Genomic DNA, 19,321 nt, shown 5'->3' with positions numbered 1-19,321 from the left:
TGCGAGGGCGGTCAGTTGGCGGGGAACGGCAGCAGCGCGGCGCCCTGTAGCTCGTCGACCGCCGCGCGGGCGGCGGCACGCGGGGTGCGCACCGGGTCGTAGTGGCTGACCACGCTGATCCAGCTGCCGTCGGCGTTCCGCATCACATGCAGCTCCGCCCCGTCCACGAACACCGCGTATCCGCCGCCGTGTCCGTGGTGGTGGTCGTCCATGCCGTCCATGCCGTCCATGCCGGACGGGTGGCCCTGTATCCGGCGGCCCTTGTAGACCTCGTCGAAGGGTTCGAGGGATCCCTGCCGCGGGTGAGTGGCGGCCGAGGTGACGGGCGCGACCAGGGTCTGGGTGCCGGCCGCGGCGGCGAGGGCGGCCGCCGCGGTGAGCGCGCGACGGCGGGTGAGTTCGGGCATACGGATGCTCCTGGGGTGGGTGCGGGTGGTGACTCCGTATGCCTATCCGCCGGTTTCCGGGCGGGCGAAATCGCCCGGACCGGGTTGGCTGTGATCAGGACAATTGACTACATGTCATACAAGGTTGAACAAAGATGATCTCGCTGTGGCGGGGTGATCGCGGGTCCCGGAACGGGGAATTCCTTGCCCGGGTGCGGGTGTTTCCGTCGATCTTTCGCGGTGGTCCGCCGTCCGGGTGTCATGGCTCACGCCGTCAATCTGGCGCGATTCGAAAACCCGGCCGGGGCCGGGTCCGCTGCTACCCTGCGGTTCCAATTGACCACTTTCCGTGAAATCCAGGGGTGCGTGTGAAGGTCGTCTGCGTCGGAGGCGGGCCCGCCGGCCTGTATCTAGCGATCCTGCTCAAGCGGCAAAACCCGTCCCATGACATCGCCGTCCACGAACGCAATCCCGAAGGCTCGACCTACGGCTGGGGGGTCACCTACTGGCGCGCTCTGATGGACCGGCTCCACGCGCACGATCCCGAGTCGGCGCGCGCCATCGAGGAGAGCTCGGTGCGCTGGAACCAGGGCGTCGCCCATGTCCGCGACCAGACCACCCGGCAGCCCGGCGACGCGGGCCACGGCATCGGCCGTCACCGCCTCCTGGAGATCCTCGCCGACCGCGCCCGGTCCCTGGGGGTACGGCTGGAGTTCGAGAACGAGATCACGCCCGACAAGCTCCCCGAGGCCGACCTGGTCGTCGCCGCCGACGGCATCCACAGCGCCCTGCGCACCCGGCACGCCGACGACTTCGGCACCGAGGTCACCGAGGGCCGCAACCACTATGTCTGGCTCGGCACCACCAAGGTCTTCGACTCCTTCACCTTCGCCTTCGCCGAGACCGAGCACGGCTGGGTCTGGTGCTACGGCTACCCCTACGACGCCGAGCACAGCACCTGCGTCATCGAGTGCGCCCCCGAGACCCTCACCGGCCTCGGCCTCGACACGCTGAACGAGGCCGACCAACTGGCCCTGCTGGAAAAGCTGTTCACCGGCGTCCTCGACGGACGGCCGCTGACCGGCGGCTCCTCGGTGGCCGCCTGGCCCACCTTCCGTACCCTCACCAACCGCACCTGGCACCACGGCAACCTCGTCCTGCTCGGCGACGCCGCCCACACCACCCACTACTCCATCGGCGCCGGCACCACCCTCGCCCTGGAGGACGCGATGTGCCTCGCCGACGCCTTGCGCGAGCACGGCGCCGATCCGCAGGCCCTCACCGCCTACGAGCGGCAGCGCAAGGCCGAACTGCTCTCCGCCCAGAGCGCCGCCCGCCTCAGTGCCCAGTGGTACGAGAACCTGCCCCGGTACATCCATCTGCCCCCGCACCGCATGTTCGCCCTGCTCGGCCAGCGCCACTCGCCCCTCCTGCCGTACGTACCGCCGCAGCTCTACTACGGCATCGACAAGGCGGCCGGCCGGCTGGAGGTGCTGCGCCGGTTCAAGCGATGGCTCGGGCCACGGGCGGCGCGCGCCCTGCACTCCCGGTCGTAGGCGCCCCCGAAGGCGGCATGAGTTGGTGAAAGGTCATTCACTCGATAGGGTGAATTTGTATTCACCTCCTTATCTCTGCCGTCCGCAGGAGCGCCGATGGACCACCCCGCCCCGACCGCCGGCCCCTCGGGCTTGACCGCCGCACCGCCCCCGTTGCGGGAGCGGCTGACCATCCCGGTACTGGCCTTCGGCGGGATCCTGATGGCCGTCATGCAGACGGTGGTCGTGCCCCTGCTCCCGGACCTGCCCAAGCTCACCCACTCCTCGGCCGGCACCGTCTCCTGGATGGTCACGGCGACCCTGCTATCCGGGGCCGTCCTCACCCCGGTGCTCGGCCGGGCCGGTGACATGTACGGCAAGCGCCGGCTGCTCACCGGGGCGCTCGCCCTGATGACCGTGGGCTCCGTGATGTGCGCCCTGTCGTCCGACATCACCGTGCTCATCGCCGCCCGCGCTCTGCAGGGTGCCGCCGCCTCCGTCGTACCGCTGTCGATCAGCATCCTGCGCGACGAACTGCCGCCCGAGCGGCGGGGATCGGCGGTGGCGCTGATGAGCTCCACCGTCGGCATCGGCGCCGCGCTGGGCCTGCCGCTGGCCGCGCTGGTGGTGCAGTACTACGACTGGCACACCATGTTCTGGCTGACCAGCCTGCTCGGAGCGGTGGGCGTGGCGGGAGTGTGGTGGGCGGTCCGGGAGTCCCCGGTGCGCTCACCCGGGCGGTTCGACGTGCTCGGCGCGCTCGGGCTGGCCGTGGGGCTGACCTGTCTGCTGCTCGGCGTCTCCCAGGGCGGCCAGTGGGGCTGGGGCAGCCCGAGCGTGCTGGGACTGTTCGCCGCCACCGTCGTCGTACTGGCCCTGTGGGGGTGGCAGCAACTGCGGACCGAGCAGCCGCTGGTCGACCTGCACCTGGTGTCCCGCCCCCGGGTCGGCCTGTCCCATGTCGCCGCCCTGCTCACCGGGTTCGCCTTCTACGCCAACTCCCTGGTCACCGCCCAGCTGGTGCAGGCGCCGAAGGCCACCGGGTACGGCCTCGGCCTGTCCATCGTGGCCACCGGTCTCTGCCTGCTCCCAGGTGGCGTGACCATGCTGCTGTTCTCGCCGCTCTCCGCCCGGATCTCGGCCTCCCGCGGCCCGCGCATCACCCTTGCCCTCGGCGCCGCGGTCATCGCCTGCGGATACGTGGTGCGCATCGCTGACAGCCGCGACCTCTGGCTGATCATTCTGGGCGCCACCGTCGTCGCCACCGGCACCACCCTCGCCTACTCCGCGCTGCCCACGCTGATCCTGCGGGCCGTCCCGGCGAGCCAGACCGCCTCCGCCAACGGCGTCAACGTCCTCATGCGCACCATCGGCCAGGCCACCTCCAGCGCCGCCGTGGCCGCCGTCCTCACCCATCACACCAGCCTCGTCGGCGGCGCCCAGGTCCCCACGCTGCACGGCTATCTGCTGGCGTTCGCGATGGCCGGGGTCATCGCGCTCGCGGCCGCTGCGGCCGCCCTGTCCATACCCGGCGACAAGGCCACGGACGACGCCCCGCGCGCCCGGAGCCGCACCCGGAGCGCCCGTGACGACGCGCTGGAGGGAGCATGAGTGCCGTGAGCACCCGGCCCGACACCGACACCACACCCGCGCCCGTCCGCCGGGACGCGGAGGCCACCAAGGCGGCCATCCTCAAGGCCGCCCGCCACCTCCTCGCCCGGCACGCGCACGCCGACATCACCCTCAAGGACGTCGCCGAACGCGCCGGGGTCAGCGCGCCGCTGATCCTCAAGTACTTCGGCAACAAGGACGGCCTGTTCGCCCGTGTGATGTCCTTCGACACCGACGCGACCGCCCTGCTGGACGCACCCCTGGACGAGCTCGGCAGGCACATGGTCCGGCACGTCCTGGAGGGCCAGCGCGACCGGGGCGCCGACCCGCTGCTGCGGATCGTCTTCGCCCCCCTGCACGGCGACCACGGAGACGTGCTGCGCGCCAACTTCCGCGCCCAGGTGGTCGACCGCGTCGCCGCCCGGCTCACCGGCCCCGACGCCGGACTGCGCGCCGAACTCGCCGTCGCCCAGCTCATCGGCCTGGGCGTGATGTACGGCATCGCTCGCGGGCCACGGCTGCGCGACTCCGCGATCGACGACATCGCCGACCGCTACGGCCCCGTCGTCCAGGCCCAGCTGACGCCCTGACCGGGCTCCGGCGCCGTCAGGAGCGCCTCGGCCGACATGCGGAAGGCGGCCAGCAGCCGGGTGTCGTCCTCGGCGCGGGTCACCAGCACCACATGGCTCGGTTCGACACCGTGCAGCGGGACGGTGGTGAGGTCGGGGCGGATGGCCACGCCGGGAACCCGGGGCACGATCGCCACCGCCTGCCCGGCGGCGACGTGTTCGAATTTGTCCTCCACCGCGTCGATCAGCGGACCGCCGGGCGCCGGGCTGCCGTCCGGTCGGGGATCGACACGCCAGAACGCGTTCCAGAGCGGATCCTGCCCTCGGGGCAGCGGCTCATCGGCGATGTCGTCGAGCGTGACCGACTCCTTCCCGGCGAGCCGGTGGTCCAGCGGCACGACCAGGACACGCGGCTCGTCGTAGAGGACCGTCACCCGCAACTCGTCGGCGCGCAGCGGCAACCGGGTCACCACCGCGTCCACCCGCCCCGTCAGCAGGGCCTCGCGCGACTCGTTCCAGTCGAGGTGCAGGGTCTGCACCTCGGCGTCGGGGAAGCGTCGGCGCAGATCGCGTACGGCCGCGGTGACGAAGACTCCGTTGATGTACCCGATGGTGACCCGGTTGGGCTCGGCGGCGGCCCGGGTGGCGGTCGCGGCCTGGGCGGCGGCCCGCAACAACGCCGTGGCACGCGGCAGGAACACCTCACCGGCCCCGGTGAGCCGGGCGCCCTGCGGGGTCCGGTCGAAGAGCCGCGCACCCAGCAGCTGCTCCAGACGCTGGATCTGCCGGCTCAGCGACGGCTGGGTGATGAGCAGGGCCTCGGCGGCCCGCCCGAAGTGCCGCTGCTCGGCGACCACGGTGAAGTACCGGACCACCCGCAGATCGAGATCGGGGGTGGGATCCATGTCGGCCATGCCCCCAGGGTAAGCCGTAGCGCCGCGATGACCTGCCCTGATGCCCAGAAGGCATGGCGCCATGAGAAACAGGCTTTGGACGCACACCGCCTGTCGGCCGAACGATGGAAGCACAACCCCCTTCATCGCCTTCATCGAAGGAGCACCCCACCATGCGGGTATTCGTCACCGGCGGCAGCGGCTTCATCGGCTCCGCGGCAGTCCCCGAACTCCTCGGCGCCGGACACCAGGTCCTCGCCCTCGCCCGCTCGGACAAGTCGGCCGAGGCCCTGAAGGCGGCGGGCGCGGAAGTGCACCGCGGCGGCCTCGACGACCCGGACGACCTGGCGCGCGCGGCGGCCGGGACCGACGGCGTCCTGCATCTGGCCTTCAACCATGACGACTTCCCGGACGTGACACGTGCCGTGGAGACCGACCTGCGCGTGATCGAGGCGATCGGCGCCGCCCTGGAGGGCTCGGACCGGCCCTTCGTCGTCACCTCGGGAACCATGATGCTCGCCGCGGTCGACGGTGTGGCGACGGAGCAGGACATTCCGGCACCGCGCATCCACCGTGGCGCCTGCGACCTCGCCGCCCTCGCACTGGCCGAGCGCGGGGTACGCAGCTCGGTGGTCCGCCTGGCCCCCACGGTGCACGGCCGTGGCGACCAGGGCTTCGTGCCGCAGCTGATCGACGTCGCCCGCCGGACGGGCGTCGCCGCGTACGTCGGCGAGGGCACCAACCGCTGGCCGGCCGTACACCGCCTGGACGCGGCCCACCTGTACCGCCTGGCACTGGAGTCGGCCCCGGCGGGCACGGCCCTGCACGGAGCGGCCGACCATGGGGTCCCCTTCAAGGACATCGCCACGGCGATCAGCAAGGGCCTCGACGTCCCCCTGAAGAGCGTCCCGCCCACAGAGTCGGAAGCGCACTTCGGCTGGCTGGGCGCGGTGGCGGCGATCGACAACGCGACATCGAGCGAGAGGACCCGGAAGCTTCTGGGCTGGGAGCCGGAACAGCCGGGTCTGATCGCTGACTTGGAAGAGGGCCGCCACTACTTCTAGAAGAAGACCGGTACTTTTGGCGCCGGTTCGGTAGCGCGCTCCTCAGGGGTGCGGGGAACTGCGCGACCAGCCCCCGCCGGGCCCGCAGGCGTCAACGGCGCACAAGGACCCGATCCAGGAACCCGTTACTGAAGACACGGTGCGGGTCGAGGCGGTCGAGCGTCCCGACCGCCGAAACCCACACCGCGTTTTCAAAGGACCCCGGAACAGTCGTACCGAGCACCTCCTCGTCGCTCCACACATCGGACTCGGTATACGCCCACCCCTTGGACCACTCGACGCGCGTCCCCTCGTACCGCTCGAACAAGAACCGCTCCAACTCACGCAAGAACGCCTCCGCACAAGGCGTCCCCGGCAGCGTCAGCACATCCAGCCACACGGCCGTGTCCGTCCCACTCCTCGGCCGCACAGCGGAAAGCAACGGAACCTGGGCAGCGGCCAGTTCGACATCCCCAGGCTCGTCAAGCCCCGTCACCCGGATCTCCACCGACCCGTTGACCGGGAACCGCCCCAACGCGGCGTACGCGGCGAGCCGTTCGCGGTAGAACGACGTGAACTCGTGGACAACGCGCTGCACTTCTGCCCGCCGAGTCAGCACCGCGTACCCGTTCGCGTCGACCCGCAGCGTGGTCGGCCTCAGGTACAGCAGTGTGTTCTTCGACGCCCCCCAGATGTCCGAGGACAGCGTCGCCACCAACCCGAGCGCCGCCGCGTCCAGTTGCGCGTTGCCCAGCACCGGCGCCAGATACCAGGCCGCGTCGCCCACCATCCGCCCCACGAGGTCGGCGACCACTGTCGGCACGCTGTCGGAGAAGGGGTAGTTGTACGGTGACGTGACATGCCGCGAGGCGAGCGGCTTGCTCGGGGCGACGCTCCACTCCTTGAGCCACGGGTACTCGGTGAACGCGAACCAGATCGCCTCGATGCGCCCGGACCGCGTCAGGAAACCGTCGAGGGTGCGCCCGCCGGAACCGGGCGCGGCGAACAGTTCGCCGGCCGGGATGTCGGTCCGGCTGACACACCGCAGATTGCTGTCGGCCCCCACCCGCAGCACGACCTCGGTCACGAACGCGCGCCCCAGATGCGTGAGCAGGGCCGCACAGTCCGCCTCGTCGCGCCGAAAGGTCCGCAGGACATACGCTCCCGCGTTCCCGTCCCACACCACCGCCGTCAGCGACAGCACCAGATTGCTCAGCGAACCGTAGGTGTGCCCAGGCAGTCGCTCCTCGCCGTCGGCCGGTACGGCGGTGCCGTGCGCGTCGATCGCCAGCGCGCCGCCGAGCGTCAGATCGCCGGGCGCGGGCGTGGCCGTGAGTCCGAGACCGTGGCCCTCCAGGAAGGTGAGCAGCGCCTCCATGGTGACGCCGGTCCCGGCCCGTACCTCCGCCCCGGAGTCCAGGGAGAGCCCCGTGAGGTGCGTCCTGGTGTCGACGAGCAGCACCTTGTCGTCGGCGGCCGTCCCCTCGGTGATGGTCAGTGGTGACCAGCCGTGCGAGGAGCCACGCGCGCGTACCCGCCAGCCGTTGCGCCAGGCCCAGTCGACGACCGTGAGCACCTCGTCCGCGTCGGCCGGGGCGCAGGCCCACAGCCCGTCCGCGGTGATCTCGCCGACCCAGTTGCGGTACGCCGAGCGGTACAGCTCGACCGCCGCCGGGAAGCCGGGCAGTTCGGCGGCGGCCACGGCCGGATCCGCCGCCAGCAGTACCGGTACGGCGGCCAGCGCGGCGGCGGACCGCAGGAAACCCCGACGGCTCCAGCCGTCCCTGGCAGGGAAGTTGTTCGCTGAACAATCAGTCACGCCGACACGCTAGGGCCAGGTTGACGTCCCCCCGATTTCTGTCGAACACAATCACCCGTGTGAGTGAAGGATTCACAGGTGTCGGAGTCGAAGAGGCCCGTGACACCGTTGTCGGTGGCGGGTGGCAGACTGGCGCCATGGACGAACGCGTAATCGGCAGGTCGCACCAGCGGGCATCGGTCGTCGGCCTCGGCACCTGGCAGCTCGGCGCCGACTGGGGCGATGTGGACGACAAGGAGGCCCTGGCCGTTCTGGAGGCCGCTGCCGAGTCGGGGGTGACCTTCTTCGACACCGCCGACGTGTACGGCGACGGGCGCAGCGAGCAGACCATCGCCGGCTTCCTGCGCGGCAGGCCGGACCTGCACGTGCTGGTGGCCACCAAGATGGGCCGCCGGGTCGACCAGATCCCGGAGAACTACGTCCTGGACAACTTCCGCCTGTGGAACGACCGGTCCCGCCGCAACCTCGGCGTGGACCGTCTGGACCTGGTGCAGCTGCACTGCCCGCCGACCCCGGTCTACTCCTCCGACGAGGTTTTCGACGCCCTCGACACCCTGGTCGAGGAGGAGCGCATCGCGGCCTACGGCGTCAGCGTCGAGACCTGCGCGGAGGCGCTCACCGCGATCGCCCGCCCGGGCGTGGCCAGTGTGCAGATCATCCTCAACCCGTTCCGCATGAAGCCGCTGCGCGAGGTACTCCCGGCCGCCCGCGAGGCCGGCGTCGGCATCATCGCGCGCGTACCGCTCGCCTCCGGTCTGCTGTCCGGCAAGTACACCAAGGACACCGTCTTCGCGGCCGACGACCACCGCACCTTCAACCGGCACGGCGAGGCCTTCGACCAGGGCGAGACCTTCTCCGGTGTCGACTACACCACGGGCGTCGAGGCCGCTGCCCAGTTCGCCGCGCTCGTCCCCGAGGGGTACACCCCGGCTCAGCTCGCCCTGCGCTGGATCGTCGAACAGCCCGGGGTGACCACGGTGATCCCGGGCGCCCGCAACGCCGAGCAGGCCCGCGCCAACGCGGCCGCCGGCAAGCTCCCGGAACTGCCCGCGGAGACGCTCACCGCCATCCGCGAGCTCTACGACCGCCGCATCAAGGACCAGGTGGAGAACCGCTGGTAGCACCCGCCGGGCCAGGGCCGCCACCACGGTGGCGCCCCCGGCCCGGCCCGTTTGAACGACGGGTCCGACGGTTACACGGACCCCATGACGAGCCAGGAGACGCGGAGAGGACGCGACGAGACGGAGGAGGAGCGCGCCGACCGGATGTGGGGCGAACTCATCCAGGAGGTGCGTGTCGCCCAGACCGGTGTGCAGATCCTCTTCGGCTTCCTGCTCACCGTGGTCTTCCAGCAGAAGTACGCCGGGCTGCCCGACGTGGACAAGACGATCTACATCGTGACCGTCTTCCTGGGCGCCTCGGCGACGGGCGCCCTCATCGGCCCGGTGTCCCTGCACCGCCTGGTCGCCGGCCGCAAGGTGAAGCCGGAGGCGGTGCGGCTGGCTTCCAAACTGACCCAGATCGGCCTGTTCCTGCTGCTCGCCACGATGACCTCCTCCTTGGTGCTGATCCTGCGGGTCGCCACCAGTGGCAGCCATGTGACCTGGTTCGTCGGGGTCGTCGTCGCCTGGTACCTGGTGTGCTGGTACGGCCTGCCGCTGTGGGCCCGGCGCCGTCACACCACCCGCTGAGCCGCCTCCAGGGCTCGCAGCTGCCGATCGTGCAGGCGGCTGAGCAGCAGTAGTGACACCGTCGCCCCGATGAGCGCGCAGAACATGTCCCACTGGGTGTCCCAGACATCGCCCTGCGTGGCGAGGAAGGCGTCCGCACCGTGCCCGCCGATCTCGGTAGCCAGCCATTCCAGCAGCTCGAAGAAGGCGCTGAACGCGAGGCAGGCGCACACCGTCAGCGGGGCCAGCCAGCGGCTGCCGCGCAACGGTGAGGTACGGCTGAGCAGTTCCCGGACCAGGATCGCCGGGACGAAGCCCTGCACGAGGTGGCCGAAACGGTCGTACGGATTGCGGTCCAGGCCGAAGGTGTCGCGCACCCAGTCGCCCACTGGCACCCCGGCATAGGTGTAGTGGCCGCCGACGGCGAGTACCAGTGCGTGTGCCGTCAGGAGCCCGGCGAGCAGCCCCGTCAGCGGGAAGCGCCGCCAGGTCAGCACCACCAGCGGCAGTCCGACCAGCACCCACACCGTCTCCAGGAACCAGGTCGTACGGTCCCGGGCACCCCACGCCGACACGGCCATACCGGCCGCCACCACCCCGGCGAGCAGGGTGGGCGGGATCCGGCGCGGCACACGGTGCGGAACAGGGCGCGGCGTGGGGTGCGCTGCGGTCATGGCGGACTCCTCGTCGTGGGAGCCCCATCGTGGCCGCGCGCCCGGAAGCAGACATGAGTACGGCTACTCAGCCTGTCAGGCGGTTACTCAGCCGGTGGCGAGGATCTCCGCCAGTACGTCGTCCACGCGGACCTCCTCCCGCCCGGGCGGCACGGCCATGTAGGTGTCGCTGAGGAACGAGGCCAGCGCGGGCGCCCAGGCGAACACGACCGCGTGATGCCGGCCGCCGCCGGGCAGGGGATCGCCGAGGAAATCCATGCGCACTTCCCTCCAGCGTCCCTGCCGTACGGGACGCAGCCGTACGTCCCCGACCCCGACCGGCTCCCTGAGGGCGTCGTTCAGCATCTCCCGGTCCAGCCGCCACCTGGCGAGCACCCGCCCGTCCAGGGTGAACACCGTGGTGACGGCGAACGGGTCCGAGGCGTCATACGACAGGTGGGCGAGGACGGGACAGCGGGCCGTCCCGTCCGCGCGGAGCTGTACCACCAGGGTCCTGTGCACGATGGGGTTCACGCGAGAGCCCTCCGAGAACGATCGGCTTGGTGCCCTCTAGTACCCCGCTCACATGAAAAACGCTCAATCGTGAGCGGAATCCATGGCGGAATCGCCCTTCGTGCCGCGCAGCGCGGCCAGGCAGGAGCCGATGGCCTGCTGGAGTTCCTCCAGGCGCTGGACCATGTCGTCCTCGTAGAAGTCCTGGGCGTCGTCGAAGGTCAGCTCCTCGAACGCCTTGGTCGCCTTCTGCAGGCTGCTGTAGAACTTGGTGCGCTTCTCCTGGACGCGGAGTTCGGGGTCCGCCTCGACCGTCTCGACGACCAGGTTCTTCATGGTGTCGTAGGCCTCGGTCGCCCACTCGCCGGTGTCCTCGTCCTCGTCCAGCTCGTCGAGGAGCGACAGATGGCGCTCGGCCTCCTGACGCAGTCCGACAGGTGCGTCGACCGTCTGCCCGGCAGGTGTCTTGATCTGGCCGGACTCGGCGATCTGGCGGACGTAACCGATGCGGTCGGCCGAGCGGCTCTCGGTGGCTACGGCCTTCTTCAGGTCGGCTGTGCGGACCACGTCGCGGGCCAGCACCGTCTGCAGGTCGGGGTCCTCCTTGATGCGGTCGAGCAACGCGGAGCGGGCCGCGCGGGCGGTGGAGGGGTCGGCGAGGATGGCGGCCCGCAGCGCGGTGGGGTTCTCGGCCACTTCGAGGGCCTTGGTGGGCCGGATGCCCTCGGCCTCGGCGGCCTCGGTGATGGCGGTGCCGCGCTCGGACGTGGCGCTGTTGCGGGACACGTAGTAGTCCAGCCACACCTCGGAGTCCGGGAGTTCGACCTCCTGGCCCGGGGCGAGGGCCTCGAAGTGCGGGACGACACCGTCGTCGGCCGCCCTGTCCCACGCCTTGTAGTGGCGCATCACCCGCTCCGGGGAACAGCCGGCCAGCTCCGCGAACTCCTTCGCCGACACCTTCGGCGTCTCGTTCGCGCCCTGCCCTCCGGGCCGCACACTGCGGGCCACCATCAGCCCGAACGTCCACCCTCCGGTGCGTACATAGGCGCCGAACTCCCGGGCGTCCCGCGCCACGAGGTCGGACAGGGGAGCGGGGGACGCGCTGGACGTCCCGGACGGGTCGATCGCTAGGGTCACGGAGGACGCTCCTGAAGGCTGCCGAACTGCATACGTACCGACGGGCAGCCTATATCGACCTATTGACCGGGATTTGCCGCACGGTCGAAGATCAGCCGAGCGCGTCGCGCAGCGCCGGCAGCAGCGTCTTGCGGGACCAGTCCAGGAAGTCCGGCTGCGACTCGCCGCCGATCTGCACCAGGGCGATCTCCCCGAACCCGGCCTCGGCGTACGGCCGTACGGCCTCGACGAAGTCGTCCGGGTCGTCCCCGCACGGGATGGAGGCGGCCACGTCGTCCCGGGTGACGAACTGGGTCGCGGACTCGAAGGAGTCCGGGTGCGGCAGCTCGGAGTTCACCTTCCAGCCGCTGCCGAACCAGCGGAACTGGGCGTGTGCGCGCTTCACCGCCGTGTCGCGGTCGGGGTCCCAGCACACCGGCAGCTGGCCGACCCGGGGCTTGCCCGACCCGCCGTGCCGGTCGAAGGCCTCCAGGAGGGACGCCTTGGGCTCGGTGGCGATGGCCAGGTCGGCGAGGTGCCCGGCGAGCTTGCAGGACTGTTCGCCGGAGACCGCGATGCCGATCGGCGGCGGCTCGTCCGGCAGGTCCCACAGGCGGGCCGACTCCACGTCGTAGTGCGGGCCCCGATGGCTGACATGGCCGCCCGCGAACAGCGCCCTGATGATCTCCACCGCCTCCTGGAGCATCTCGTGCCGTACATCCACCGACGGCCAGCCGCCGCCCACCACGTGCTCGTTGAGATTCTCTCCCGAGCCGAGGCCCAGCCTGAAGCGGCCCCCGGAAAGTAGTTGCATGGTCGCCGCCTTCTGGGCCACGACCGCCGGGTGGTAGCGGAACGTCGGGCAGGTCACATAGGTCATCAGCGGGATCCGCGTGGTGGCCTGGGCGGCGGCGCCGAGCACGCTCCACGCGTACGGGGAGTGACCCTGCGAGCGCAGCCACGGAAAGTAGTGGTCCGAGGTCACCGAGAAGTCGAAACCCGCCTCCTCCGCCCGCACCACATGGTCCACGAGATCGCGCGGACCGGCCTGTTCGGTCATCATCGTGTATCCGATTTGCACCATAGGGTCCGAGTCCCCCGACGGGGACGGGGGAAACGGCTCAGCTCGCCGGCCCCCGGAACGTGGCCAGGAACGTCTTCAGCGCCAGCGTGTTCGCGGCGTCGTCCCAGGCGGCGGCGGGTGCCGTGACGCGCAGCGAGAAGCTGCGGCCGCCGCCGAGCAGGAAGCCGCGGCCGAAGGTGCGCACCTGGTCGGCGCCCGTGCCGGACAGCCATTCCAGGTCCGCCGCCTTGTACCCCTGGTAGGTGGTCGCCTTGATCTCGCCGATCCGTCGGTAACCGTCCAGCCGCTCCAGCTGCGGCTCCACGTCGTCCCGCCAGACCGCGACCGGATCCGGGCCGGCCTGGGTGCTGTAGGTGACGGCCAGGGTGCGCAGGTCCTCGCCGCCCGGGCCGAAGGTGACGCGGTAGGCGAGGTCGTCGACCCGGGAGGTGTCGATGCGCTTCCAGCCCTGCGGGAGTGCCACGGAGAAGCCCTCCGGGGCGGTGTAGCGGTGGTACCCGGCCGGGAGGGCACCGGCCGTGGCCGACGGGGAGGGCGACTGCGCGGGCGACGGCGATGTCTTCGGGGAGGAGGGGGACGGAGACGGGGAGGAGGTGGGCGCGTTGCCGTCCGTGCGGTTGCCCGGCTCGGTGGCCGTCGCGGAGGCGCTCGGCACCGAGCCGGCCGAGGAGTCGCCGCCCGGGAGCCCCTGGGTGGCGGCGAGCACCGCGACCGACACGGTCACCACGGCCAGCGCGGTCCCCCCGATCATGGTGGTCCTGCTCCAGCCCGAGGCCCGCGCCGCCACATAGGCACCGCGCAGCCGGGGCACGGGGGCGGACTGCCCGATGGCGTCGGGGTCCTCGGCCAGGACACGTGTCAGTGCCTGACGGACCACCGGCCTGCTCAGGCGTTCACGGGAGTTCTTGCGCAGCAGCCCCTGCACGGTCTGGGTCAGCGGCCCGGCCCGCAGCGGGGTGCGCAGCGGCAGCCGGTCCACGCCCTTCAGGGTGGCTTCGGCCCGGCCACGGTCCCGGAACGGCGGCCGTCCCTCGACCATCGTGTAGAGAATCGCGCCCAGCGCCCACAGATCGGCGGCCGGGCCGAGGCGCTCGTCCCTGGCCTGCTCCGGTGAGGCGTACGACGGGGCGGTGACCCGGGGGGCCAGGGTCGCGCCCGCCAGCCCGAAGCCGGTGATCACGACCGGGCCCTTGTCACGGACGAAGATCTGGCCGGGGCTGAGCTCGCCGTGCGTATAACCCTCGCCGTGCGCGGCGTCCAGCACGTCGAGCACCTCGAGGCCGATCCGGGCGGCCCGCGCGAGGTCGAACGTGGCCTGCTGGAGGAGGAGTTCACTGAGCGGCGTGCCGTCGATCAGCTCCGTGACCGTCCACAGCACGCCCGCCTCCTCGAAGGCGTCGATCACCATGGCGACCCGGCCGGGCCGCAGCGCGCCCATGACCTCGGACGTACGCAGGATGCGGGAGGTGGTCCGGCCTACGACGTGCTCGGTGAGGGCGTCGGGGAGCACGATCTGGGTCACCAGGCGCGGTCGCTCGGCCCGCACGTCCTCCGCGTACCAGCTGATGCGGTTCGGCTCGCGGTCGGCGACCTCGAGGAGCCGGTACCTTCCGGCGGCGACCAACTGCTGTGCGGAGACATGCGCCTTGACCATCGTCATCCCTCGCTGGAACCCCTGCCTCGTCTTGACCAGAGGTACGCGGGGGACGCCCGGTTTGTTCAAAGAATCTGCAACTCCGGGCCCGTTCTTGCCTTTTATTCAAATGGCCGCACCCACCTGGACTTGCGGATAACGGCCTATGACCGGGCCGCCACCTGCGGGTAACCGACGGTAGAAGCCCGGCTGCGGTCCGCTGGTCAGCCCAGCCCGAAACGCTCGGTCCACTCGGCGATTTCCCGGTGTGTCACATTGCCCCCGCACACCACGAGCCCGATCCGCGCTCCGTCACCGACCCGCTCCAGCACCTGGCGGGCCGCGGGCAGCAGACATCCGGCGGCCGGCTCCGTCCACACCTTCGCGTGCTCGGCGAACTCCAGACTGCCCCGCACGGCCTCCCGGTCCGGCACCACCAGAACCTCCTCCACCAGCGCCGACACATGGTCGTACGTCAGCCGGGACACGGACGGCGCGCTCAGCGTCGTCACGATCGAGGACACCGTGACCGGCAGCGGGCCGTCCTCCTTGAGCGCCTCGGACATGGCCTGCGCGCCCTCCGTCTCCACGCCCCACACCCGCACGCCCGGGCGCCGGGCACGCAGAGCCACCGCGACACCGGCGATCAGGCCCCCGCCGCCGATACTGACGATCACATCGGTGACGTCGTCCGCGTCCTCGGCCAACTCCAGGCCCACCGTGCCCTGTCCGGCGATCACGACCGGGTCGTCGAACGGGTGGACCAGGGTGAGCCCCTCGTCCCGCAGCCGCGTCACCAGCTCGAACGCCGTGCCCATGCCGTCGGTCAGCCGCACCGAGGCCCCGGCGGCCTCGACCAGCTCGATCGAGCGGGCGGGCGCCGTACGGGGCATCACCACCGTGGCCTTCACATGGAGGGCCGCCGCCATCACCGCGAGGGCGATGCCGTGATTGCCGCCGCTGACGGCCACCACGCCCGCCGCCCGCTCGGCCTCGCTCAGCGACAGCAGCTTGGCCGTGGCGCCACGCGCCTTGAACGAACCGGTGTGTTGGAGGAGTTCGAGCTTCGTGATGACCGGGGCGCCGAGCAGTTCCGACAGACCGGGGCTGGCCACGGTGGGGGTCCGTACGACGCGTCCGGCGATGAGCTGTGCTGCGGCTTCGATGTCCGAGATGCGGATCAAGGCGGTGCACCCTTCAGGCGCGGCGATGTGGTGTGTACTGTGCACCGAAATTCTGCCCTGGCCACAGGGGCCAGGGGCCTCGCTGCCGTACATCAGGACGGCGGCACGGCCGCCGGGGTCGGCCGCGTGGTGTGGATCACCGCGCGGGACGTCAGTGCTGCTGTGCCTTCTGCGGGGTCGCCTCGCTCGGCCGCACCACGACGTAGCCCTCGCCCTGGAGCATCAGCTGGACCGCTTCCCCCGAACCACCGCGCAGCATCGACCCGATGGACTGCGAGCGGTGCAGCGAGGTCTGCAGCTGTGCGGTCCAGCCCACCACCGCGTCCGTGTCGACGTACACCGGCGCCTGCGGCGAGACCGGGATGACCAGCGGGTTGCCGTCGCAGATCAGCCCCAGTCTGCCCTGTCCGGTGAACAAGCTGTTGAACAGACCGCCGCCGGCGATGCCGGACCCCTTCACGGTCTTGATCTCGTACGACAGCGAGGCGTCGAAACACAGGACGTTGCGGCCGTTGACCGTGAACTGGTCGCCGGGCTCGACCTCGATGATGAAACAGTTCTGTGCCTCGTGCGCGAACCAGGCCTCGCCCTGGCCCTGTACGGACATCAGGGGCAGGCCCTCGCCGGTGACCGCGCGCTTGAGCATCCCGCCCACGCCCTGGCCCTTGCGCTCGAACTTCAGATTGCCGCGGTGCACGATCATCGCGCCCTGGCGGGCGTACATCTCACCGTTCACGGTGTACTTGATGCACTTCGCGTTCTCGATCGTCATGCCCGGCTCGACGGCCGGCCCCACCATGTGCTGACTGGAAAAGAGATCACCCTTCATGGCAGGCATGGTGTCCCGGACGGACGCGTTCCGCCAAGATCACCGACCGTCGGTTCAGGCACCGAACAACTGCGTCCAGTACGTGCCCGCCCGGCCGCCGCCCCGCGAAGCCGATGCCGATGTGGGTGAAGTCCGGTTTGAGGATGTTGGCCCGGTGTCCGGGGCTGTTCATCCAGCCGTCCACCACCTCGGCGGCCGAGCGCTGGCCGCAGGCGATGTTCTCGCCGATGGTGCGCCGCCGGGAGCCCGCGGCGGCCGCCCGGTCCCAGGGCTGGGTCCCCTCGGGGGAGGTGTGTGAGTAGAAGTCCCGGGTCGCCATGTCCGTGCTGTACGCCTGCGCGGCCGTCGCCAGCTGTGGATCCACCGCGAGCGGTCGCAGCCCGGCCCGGGCGCGCTCCCGGTTGGTGAGGTCGACGACCTCGGCGTGGGTGCGGGTCAGTTCGGACGGGGTGAGGGGTCTGGCCCACAGCGCGGTCCAGTAGGTGTCCCCGTCCCCGGGGCCATGGACGTGGGCCAGGCCGGCGTGGGTGAAGGCCGGGTCGAGCAGGGTGCGCCGGGCGCCCTCGGTGCGCAGGCAGTAGTCGACGAACTCGGCCGGGGTGCGCGGGCCGGAGACGAGATGCTCGCCGACCGTGACATACGCGAATCCGGTGCGGCTGATCCGCTGGTGGAGGGAGATGCCGTCCTGGCTCTCGGTGGCGAGGCGGCCGGCGCCGGCCATCGCGGTGGCGTGGGCGAGGGCGGCGGAGGTGAGCCGGGTGTCCGGGGCCACCGGTGGCCGACCGGCCTGGGCGCGGGCGGAGTTGACCAGACCCAGCAGGCCGTCCGGGTCCGGGAGCGCGGCCGCCGAGGGCCGGGGCGGCGCGGTCGCCGTGCGCTGGGTGGGGATCGTGGCGCGCAGCCCGGGCGCCGGCTGCCGGTCCTCGACGACATCGACCCCGAAGTCCCGGGCCAGCCCCGCCAGTCCGTCCGCGTACCCCTGCCCGACCGCGCGCAGCTTCCAGCCGGTGCCCCGGCGGTATATCTCGGCGAGCAGCAGGAGGGTCTCCGTCTGCGGACGCGGCGGGGCGAACCGCGCCAGCGTCCGGCCCAGGCGGTCGGTGACATGCAGCGTCGACGCAGGCAGCCGGCCGAGCGGGGTGCCCGGCTCGGCGGCGGTGACCGTGAGGGTGACGCGCTGGGCGCCGGTCCGCAGCCGGGCGGGTTCTACGGTCAGCGTGTCGCCGCGCAGCCGGACGCCGGGTGCGTCCGGCTGGTTGTAGAAGACGAAGTCGGTGTCGCCGCCGACCTTGCCGCTCTCGTCGGTGATCAGCGCGGAGACGTCGAAGGGACCGGGCACCCGCAGCGTCAGCGCGCCGCCCGGAAGGGGCAGATTGCCCCCGGGGACCAGCTCGCTCATCGCGCCGCCTCTGTGAGGTCAGGGGCCGAACATCGCGCCCGGTGGGGGAGTCGCCGGTAGAACGTCCGGCCCGGGCGCGAGGTTCCCTCGGCGAGGTGAGGTGCCGCGGCTACTGTTCCCGCGGCGCGGCCGGTGCGATGTCCTCCCGCTCGACCGGCGTCCCGGCACCGCGCGTTGCCGCGCGCTTGCCGCAGAACGCCGGCTCCAGCGTCTCCGCGAGTGTGTTGAGCACGGCCGAGTTGTTGGAGGCGTTGGCCAGCGCGGTCAGGCTGCGCGTGCCGTCTTTGGTGGTGAAGGCGTACGCGTAGTAGCCCTGGACGGCGCCCGTGTGGCCGTACACCGAGATCCCGCAGGACAGGTCCCGGCGGCGCAGCCCCAGGCCGTAGGAGGTGTTGGAGTTGACCCGGGTGAAGCGCTCCATCTCCGCAAGGCGTGCGGTCGACGTCAGCTTCCCGCGGACCAGCGCCGAGTAGAAGGTGTCGAGGTCCTGGGCTGTGGAGATGATGGCGCCCGCACTCTGCGCCCAGGACACCGTCTGGTCCGTCGCGTCGACCGGCTTGGCACCCGACTTGTCCGCGGTGAGATAGCCGTTGGCGTGCTGCCCGGGGATCTTCGTGTCGGGGTGGACATAGAAGGTGTCGCGCAGCTTCAGCGGCTTGAAGATGCGGTTCTCGTACGCGGTCCGCACGCTGTGCCCGGTGATCTTCTCGATCAGCATCCCGGCGACCACGAAGTTGGTGTTGGAGTACGAGTAGGCGGCGCCCGGCGCGTTGGTGCGCGGCTTCTTCAGGGAGAGGTTCACCAGCTGGCGGTAGGTGAAGACCTTGTTCCGCACCGCCTCGAAGCCCGACACACTGCTGGCGAACATGTCGTTGGTGTAGTCGTACAGGCCGCTGCGGTGGCTGAGCACGTGCCGCACGGTGATGCGGTCGTCCGGCAGCAGCCCCGGCAGATAGCGGTTGACCGGCGCGTCCAGGGCGAGCTTGTGCTCGTCCACCAGTTGCAGCAGGACGACCGCCGAGAACGTCTTGGTGACACTGCCGACGCGGAAGCGGTCGCCGGTGGTGATGGCGCGCCTGGTCGTCCGGTCGGCTACGCCCCGCGTCGTCTTGTAGACCTTCGTGCCGTCGTCGATCCGGGCCATCGCGCCCGGTGCCCCCTTCGCCACGACCGAGCTCAGCACCGCGGCCATGCCCGCGGTGTCGGGCGCCGGCAGGGCGGCGGCCGGCCGGGGCTCCGCTCCCGCCTTCATGGGCGCCGCCTGGGCCGGGACCGCGAGCAGCGACAGCGCCACCGCTCCGAGCACCGCGCTTCTGCTCACCTTTGCCGAGACCATCCGAACCCTGCTCCTCTCTGTCTGTTTCCGATGCGAGATGGGTCACAT

At 71.1% G+C, this 19,321-nt stretch carries 17 protein-coding genes and 1 pseudogene; 6 read left to right on the top strand and 12 right to left on the bottom strand.

The features are described from left to right. Positions 1 to 11 precede the first annotated feature (11 nt). Positions 12 to 407: an apotyrosinase chaperone MelC1 gene (melC1, locus tag ABTY98_RS16615; RefSeq protein WP_352221626.1), complete on the bottom strand. Its 396-nt coding sequence runs from the start codon at positions 405 to 407 to the stop codon at positions 12 to 14. Between the two features lie 341 nt (positions 408 to 748). Between melC1 and ABTY98_RS16610 the strand changes: the two genes are divergently transcribed. From ABTY98_RS16610 to ABTY98_RS16600, 3 genes are all read left to right on the top strand, one after another. Further along, positions 749 to 1,942: an FAD-dependent monooxygenase gene (locus ABTY98_RS16610; RefSeq protein WP_352221625.1), complete on the top strand. Its 1,194-nt coding sequence runs from the start codon at positions 749 to 751 to the stop codon at positions 1,940 to 1,942. A gap of 96 nt (positions 1,943 to 2,038) precedes the next feature. After that, a complete protein-coding gene (locus ABTY98_RS16605) occupies positions 2,039 to 3,532 on the top strand; it encodes an MFS transporter (protein ID WP_352221624.1) in 1,494 nt (497 codons plus the stop codon). Next, a complete protein-coding gene (locus tag ABTY98_RS16600) occupies positions 3,529 to 4,122 on the top strand; it encodes a TetR/AcrR family transcriptional regulator (protein ID WP_352221623.1) in 594 nt (197 codons plus the stop codon). Before ABTY98_RS16605 ends, ABTY98_RS16600 begins: the two co-directional genes overlap by 4 nt. Here ABTY98_RS16600 and ABTY98_RS16595 read toward each other — a convergent pair. Then, positions 4,086 to 5,015, bottom strand: coding sequence for a LysR family transcriptional regulator (locus tag ABTY98_RS16595; protein WP_352221622.1), 930 nt, complete (start codon positions 5,013 to 5,015; stop codon positions 4,086 to 4,088). The two genes, ABTY98_RS16600 and ABTY98_RS16595, sit on opposite strands and share 37 nt — an antisense overlap. Before the next feature lie 152 nt (positions 5,016 to 5,167). Here ABTY98_RS16595 and ABTY98_RS16590 point away from each other — a divergent pair, with 152 nt between their 5' ends. Next, positions 5,168 to 6,058, top strand: coding sequence for an SDR family oxidoreductase (locus ABTY98_RS16590; RefSeq protein ID WP_352221621.1), 891 nt, complete (start codon positions 5,168 to 5,170; stop codon positions 6,056 to 6,058). A gap of 91 nt (positions 6,059 to 6,149) precedes the next feature. Here the strand turns inward: ABTY98_RS16590 and ABTY98_RS16585 are convergent, their stop codons facing one another. Continuing rightward, positions 6,150 to 7,856 carry a cholesterol oxidase substrate-binding domain-containing protein gene (locus ABTY98_RS16585; protein WP_352221620.1) on the bottom strand — a complete coding sequence of 569 codons (1,707 nt, stop codon included), beginning with the start codon at positions 7,854 to 7,856 and terminating at the stop codon, positions 6,150 to 6,152. Between the two features lie 137 nt (positions 7,857 to 7,993). Here ABTY98_RS16585 and ABTY98_RS16580 point away from each other — a divergent pair, with 137 nt between their 5' ends. Further along, entirely contained in the window at positions 7,994 to 8,977 is a 984-nt protein-coding gene (locus tag ABTY98_RS16580) for an aldo/keto reductase (RefSeq protein ID WP_352221619.1), read from the top strand. An 84-nt stretch (positions 8,978 to 9,061) separates the two neighbouring features. After that, positions 9,062 to 9,547, top strand: coding sequence for a DUF6328 family protein (locus ABTY98_RS16575; RefSeq protein WP_352221618.1), 486 nt, complete (start codon positions 9,062 to 9,064; stop codon positions 9,545 to 9,547). Here ABTY98_RS16575 and ABTY98_RS16570 read toward each other — a convergent pair. The 9 genes and pseudogenes from ABTY98_RS16570 to ABTY98_RS16530 all read right to left on the bottom strand — a co-directional run bounded on the left by ABTY98_RS16570 (position 9,532) and on the right by ABTY98_RS16530 (position 19,273). Beyond that, positions 9,532 to 10,200, bottom strand: a complete 669-nt coding sequence (locus tag ABTY98_RS16570; RefSeq protein WP_352221617.1) for a DUF2238 domain-containing protein — start codon at positions 10,198 to 10,200, stop codon at positions 9,532 to 9,534. The two genes, ABTY98_RS16575 and ABTY98_RS16570, sit on opposite strands and share 16 nt — an antisense overlap. Before the next feature lie 87 nt (positions 10,201 to 10,287). Continuing rightward, positions 10,288 to 10,713, bottom strand: a complete 426-nt coding sequence (locus ABTY98_RS16565) for an SsgA family sporulation/cell division regulator (RefSeq protein ID WP_352221616.1) — start codon at positions 10,711 to 10,713, stop codon at positions 10,288 to 10,290. Between the two features lie 63 nt (positions 10,714 to 10,776). Continuing rightward, positions 10,777 to 11,829, bottom strand: coding sequence for a hypothetical protein (locus ABTY98_RS16560; RefSeq protein WP_352221615.1), 1,053 nt, complete (start codon positions 11,827 to 11,829; stop codon positions 10,777 to 10,779). Positions 11,830 to 11,920: 91 nt separating this feature from the next. Next, positions 11,921 to 12,892 (bottom strand): LLM class F420-dependent oxidoreductase, encoded by a 972-nt coding sequence (locus tag ABTY98_RS16555; RefSeq protein WP_352221614.1) that lies wholly within the window; start codon positions 12,890 to 12,892, stop codon positions 11,921 to 11,923. A 37-nt stretch (positions 12,893 to 12,929) separates the two neighbouring features. After that, positions 12,930 to 14,552: a serine/threonine protein kinase gene (locus ABTY98_RS16550; protein WP_352221613.1), complete on the bottom strand. Its 1,623-nt coding sequence runs from the start codon at positions 14,550 to 14,552 to the stop codon at positions 12,930 to 12,932. Between the two features lie 197 nt (positions 14,553 to 14,749). After that, entirely contained in the window at positions 14,750 to 15,709 is a 960-nt protein-coding gene (locus ABTY98_RS16545; protein WP_352221612.1) for a threonine/serine dehydratase family protein, read from the bottom strand. Positions 15,710 to 15,860: 151 nt separating this feature from the next. Next, the gene (locus tag ABTY98_RS16540) at positions 15,861 to 16,538 is read right to left on the bottom strand and encodes an AIM24 family protein (protein ID WP_352221611.1); all 678 of its coding nucleotides are present in this window, start codon (positions 16,536 to 16,538) and stop codon (positions 15,861 to 15,863) included. A 54-nt stretch (positions 16,539 to 16,592) separates the two neighbouring features. Beyond that, positions 16,593 to 17,937, bottom strand: a pseudogene (locus ABTY98_RS16535) (CAP domain-containing protein). 109 nt (positions 17,938 to 18,046) lie between these two features. After that, positions 18,047 to 19,273: a serine hydrolase domain-containing protein gene (locus tag ABTY98_RS16530; protein WP_352221610.1), complete on the bottom strand. Its 1,227-nt coding sequence runs from the start codon at positions 19,271 to 19,273 to the stop codon at positions 18,047 to 18,049. Positions 19,274 to 19,321: the final 48 nt, after the last annotated feature.

The organism is Streptomyces sp. NPDC096040, from assembly GCF_040303265.1.
GTDB lineage: Bacteria > Actinomycetota > Actinomycetes > Streptomycetales > Streptomycetaceae > Streptomyces.
The sequence above is the reverse complement of the archived record's forward strand: the minus strand, read 5'-3'. Positions and strand labels throughout refer to the sequence as shown.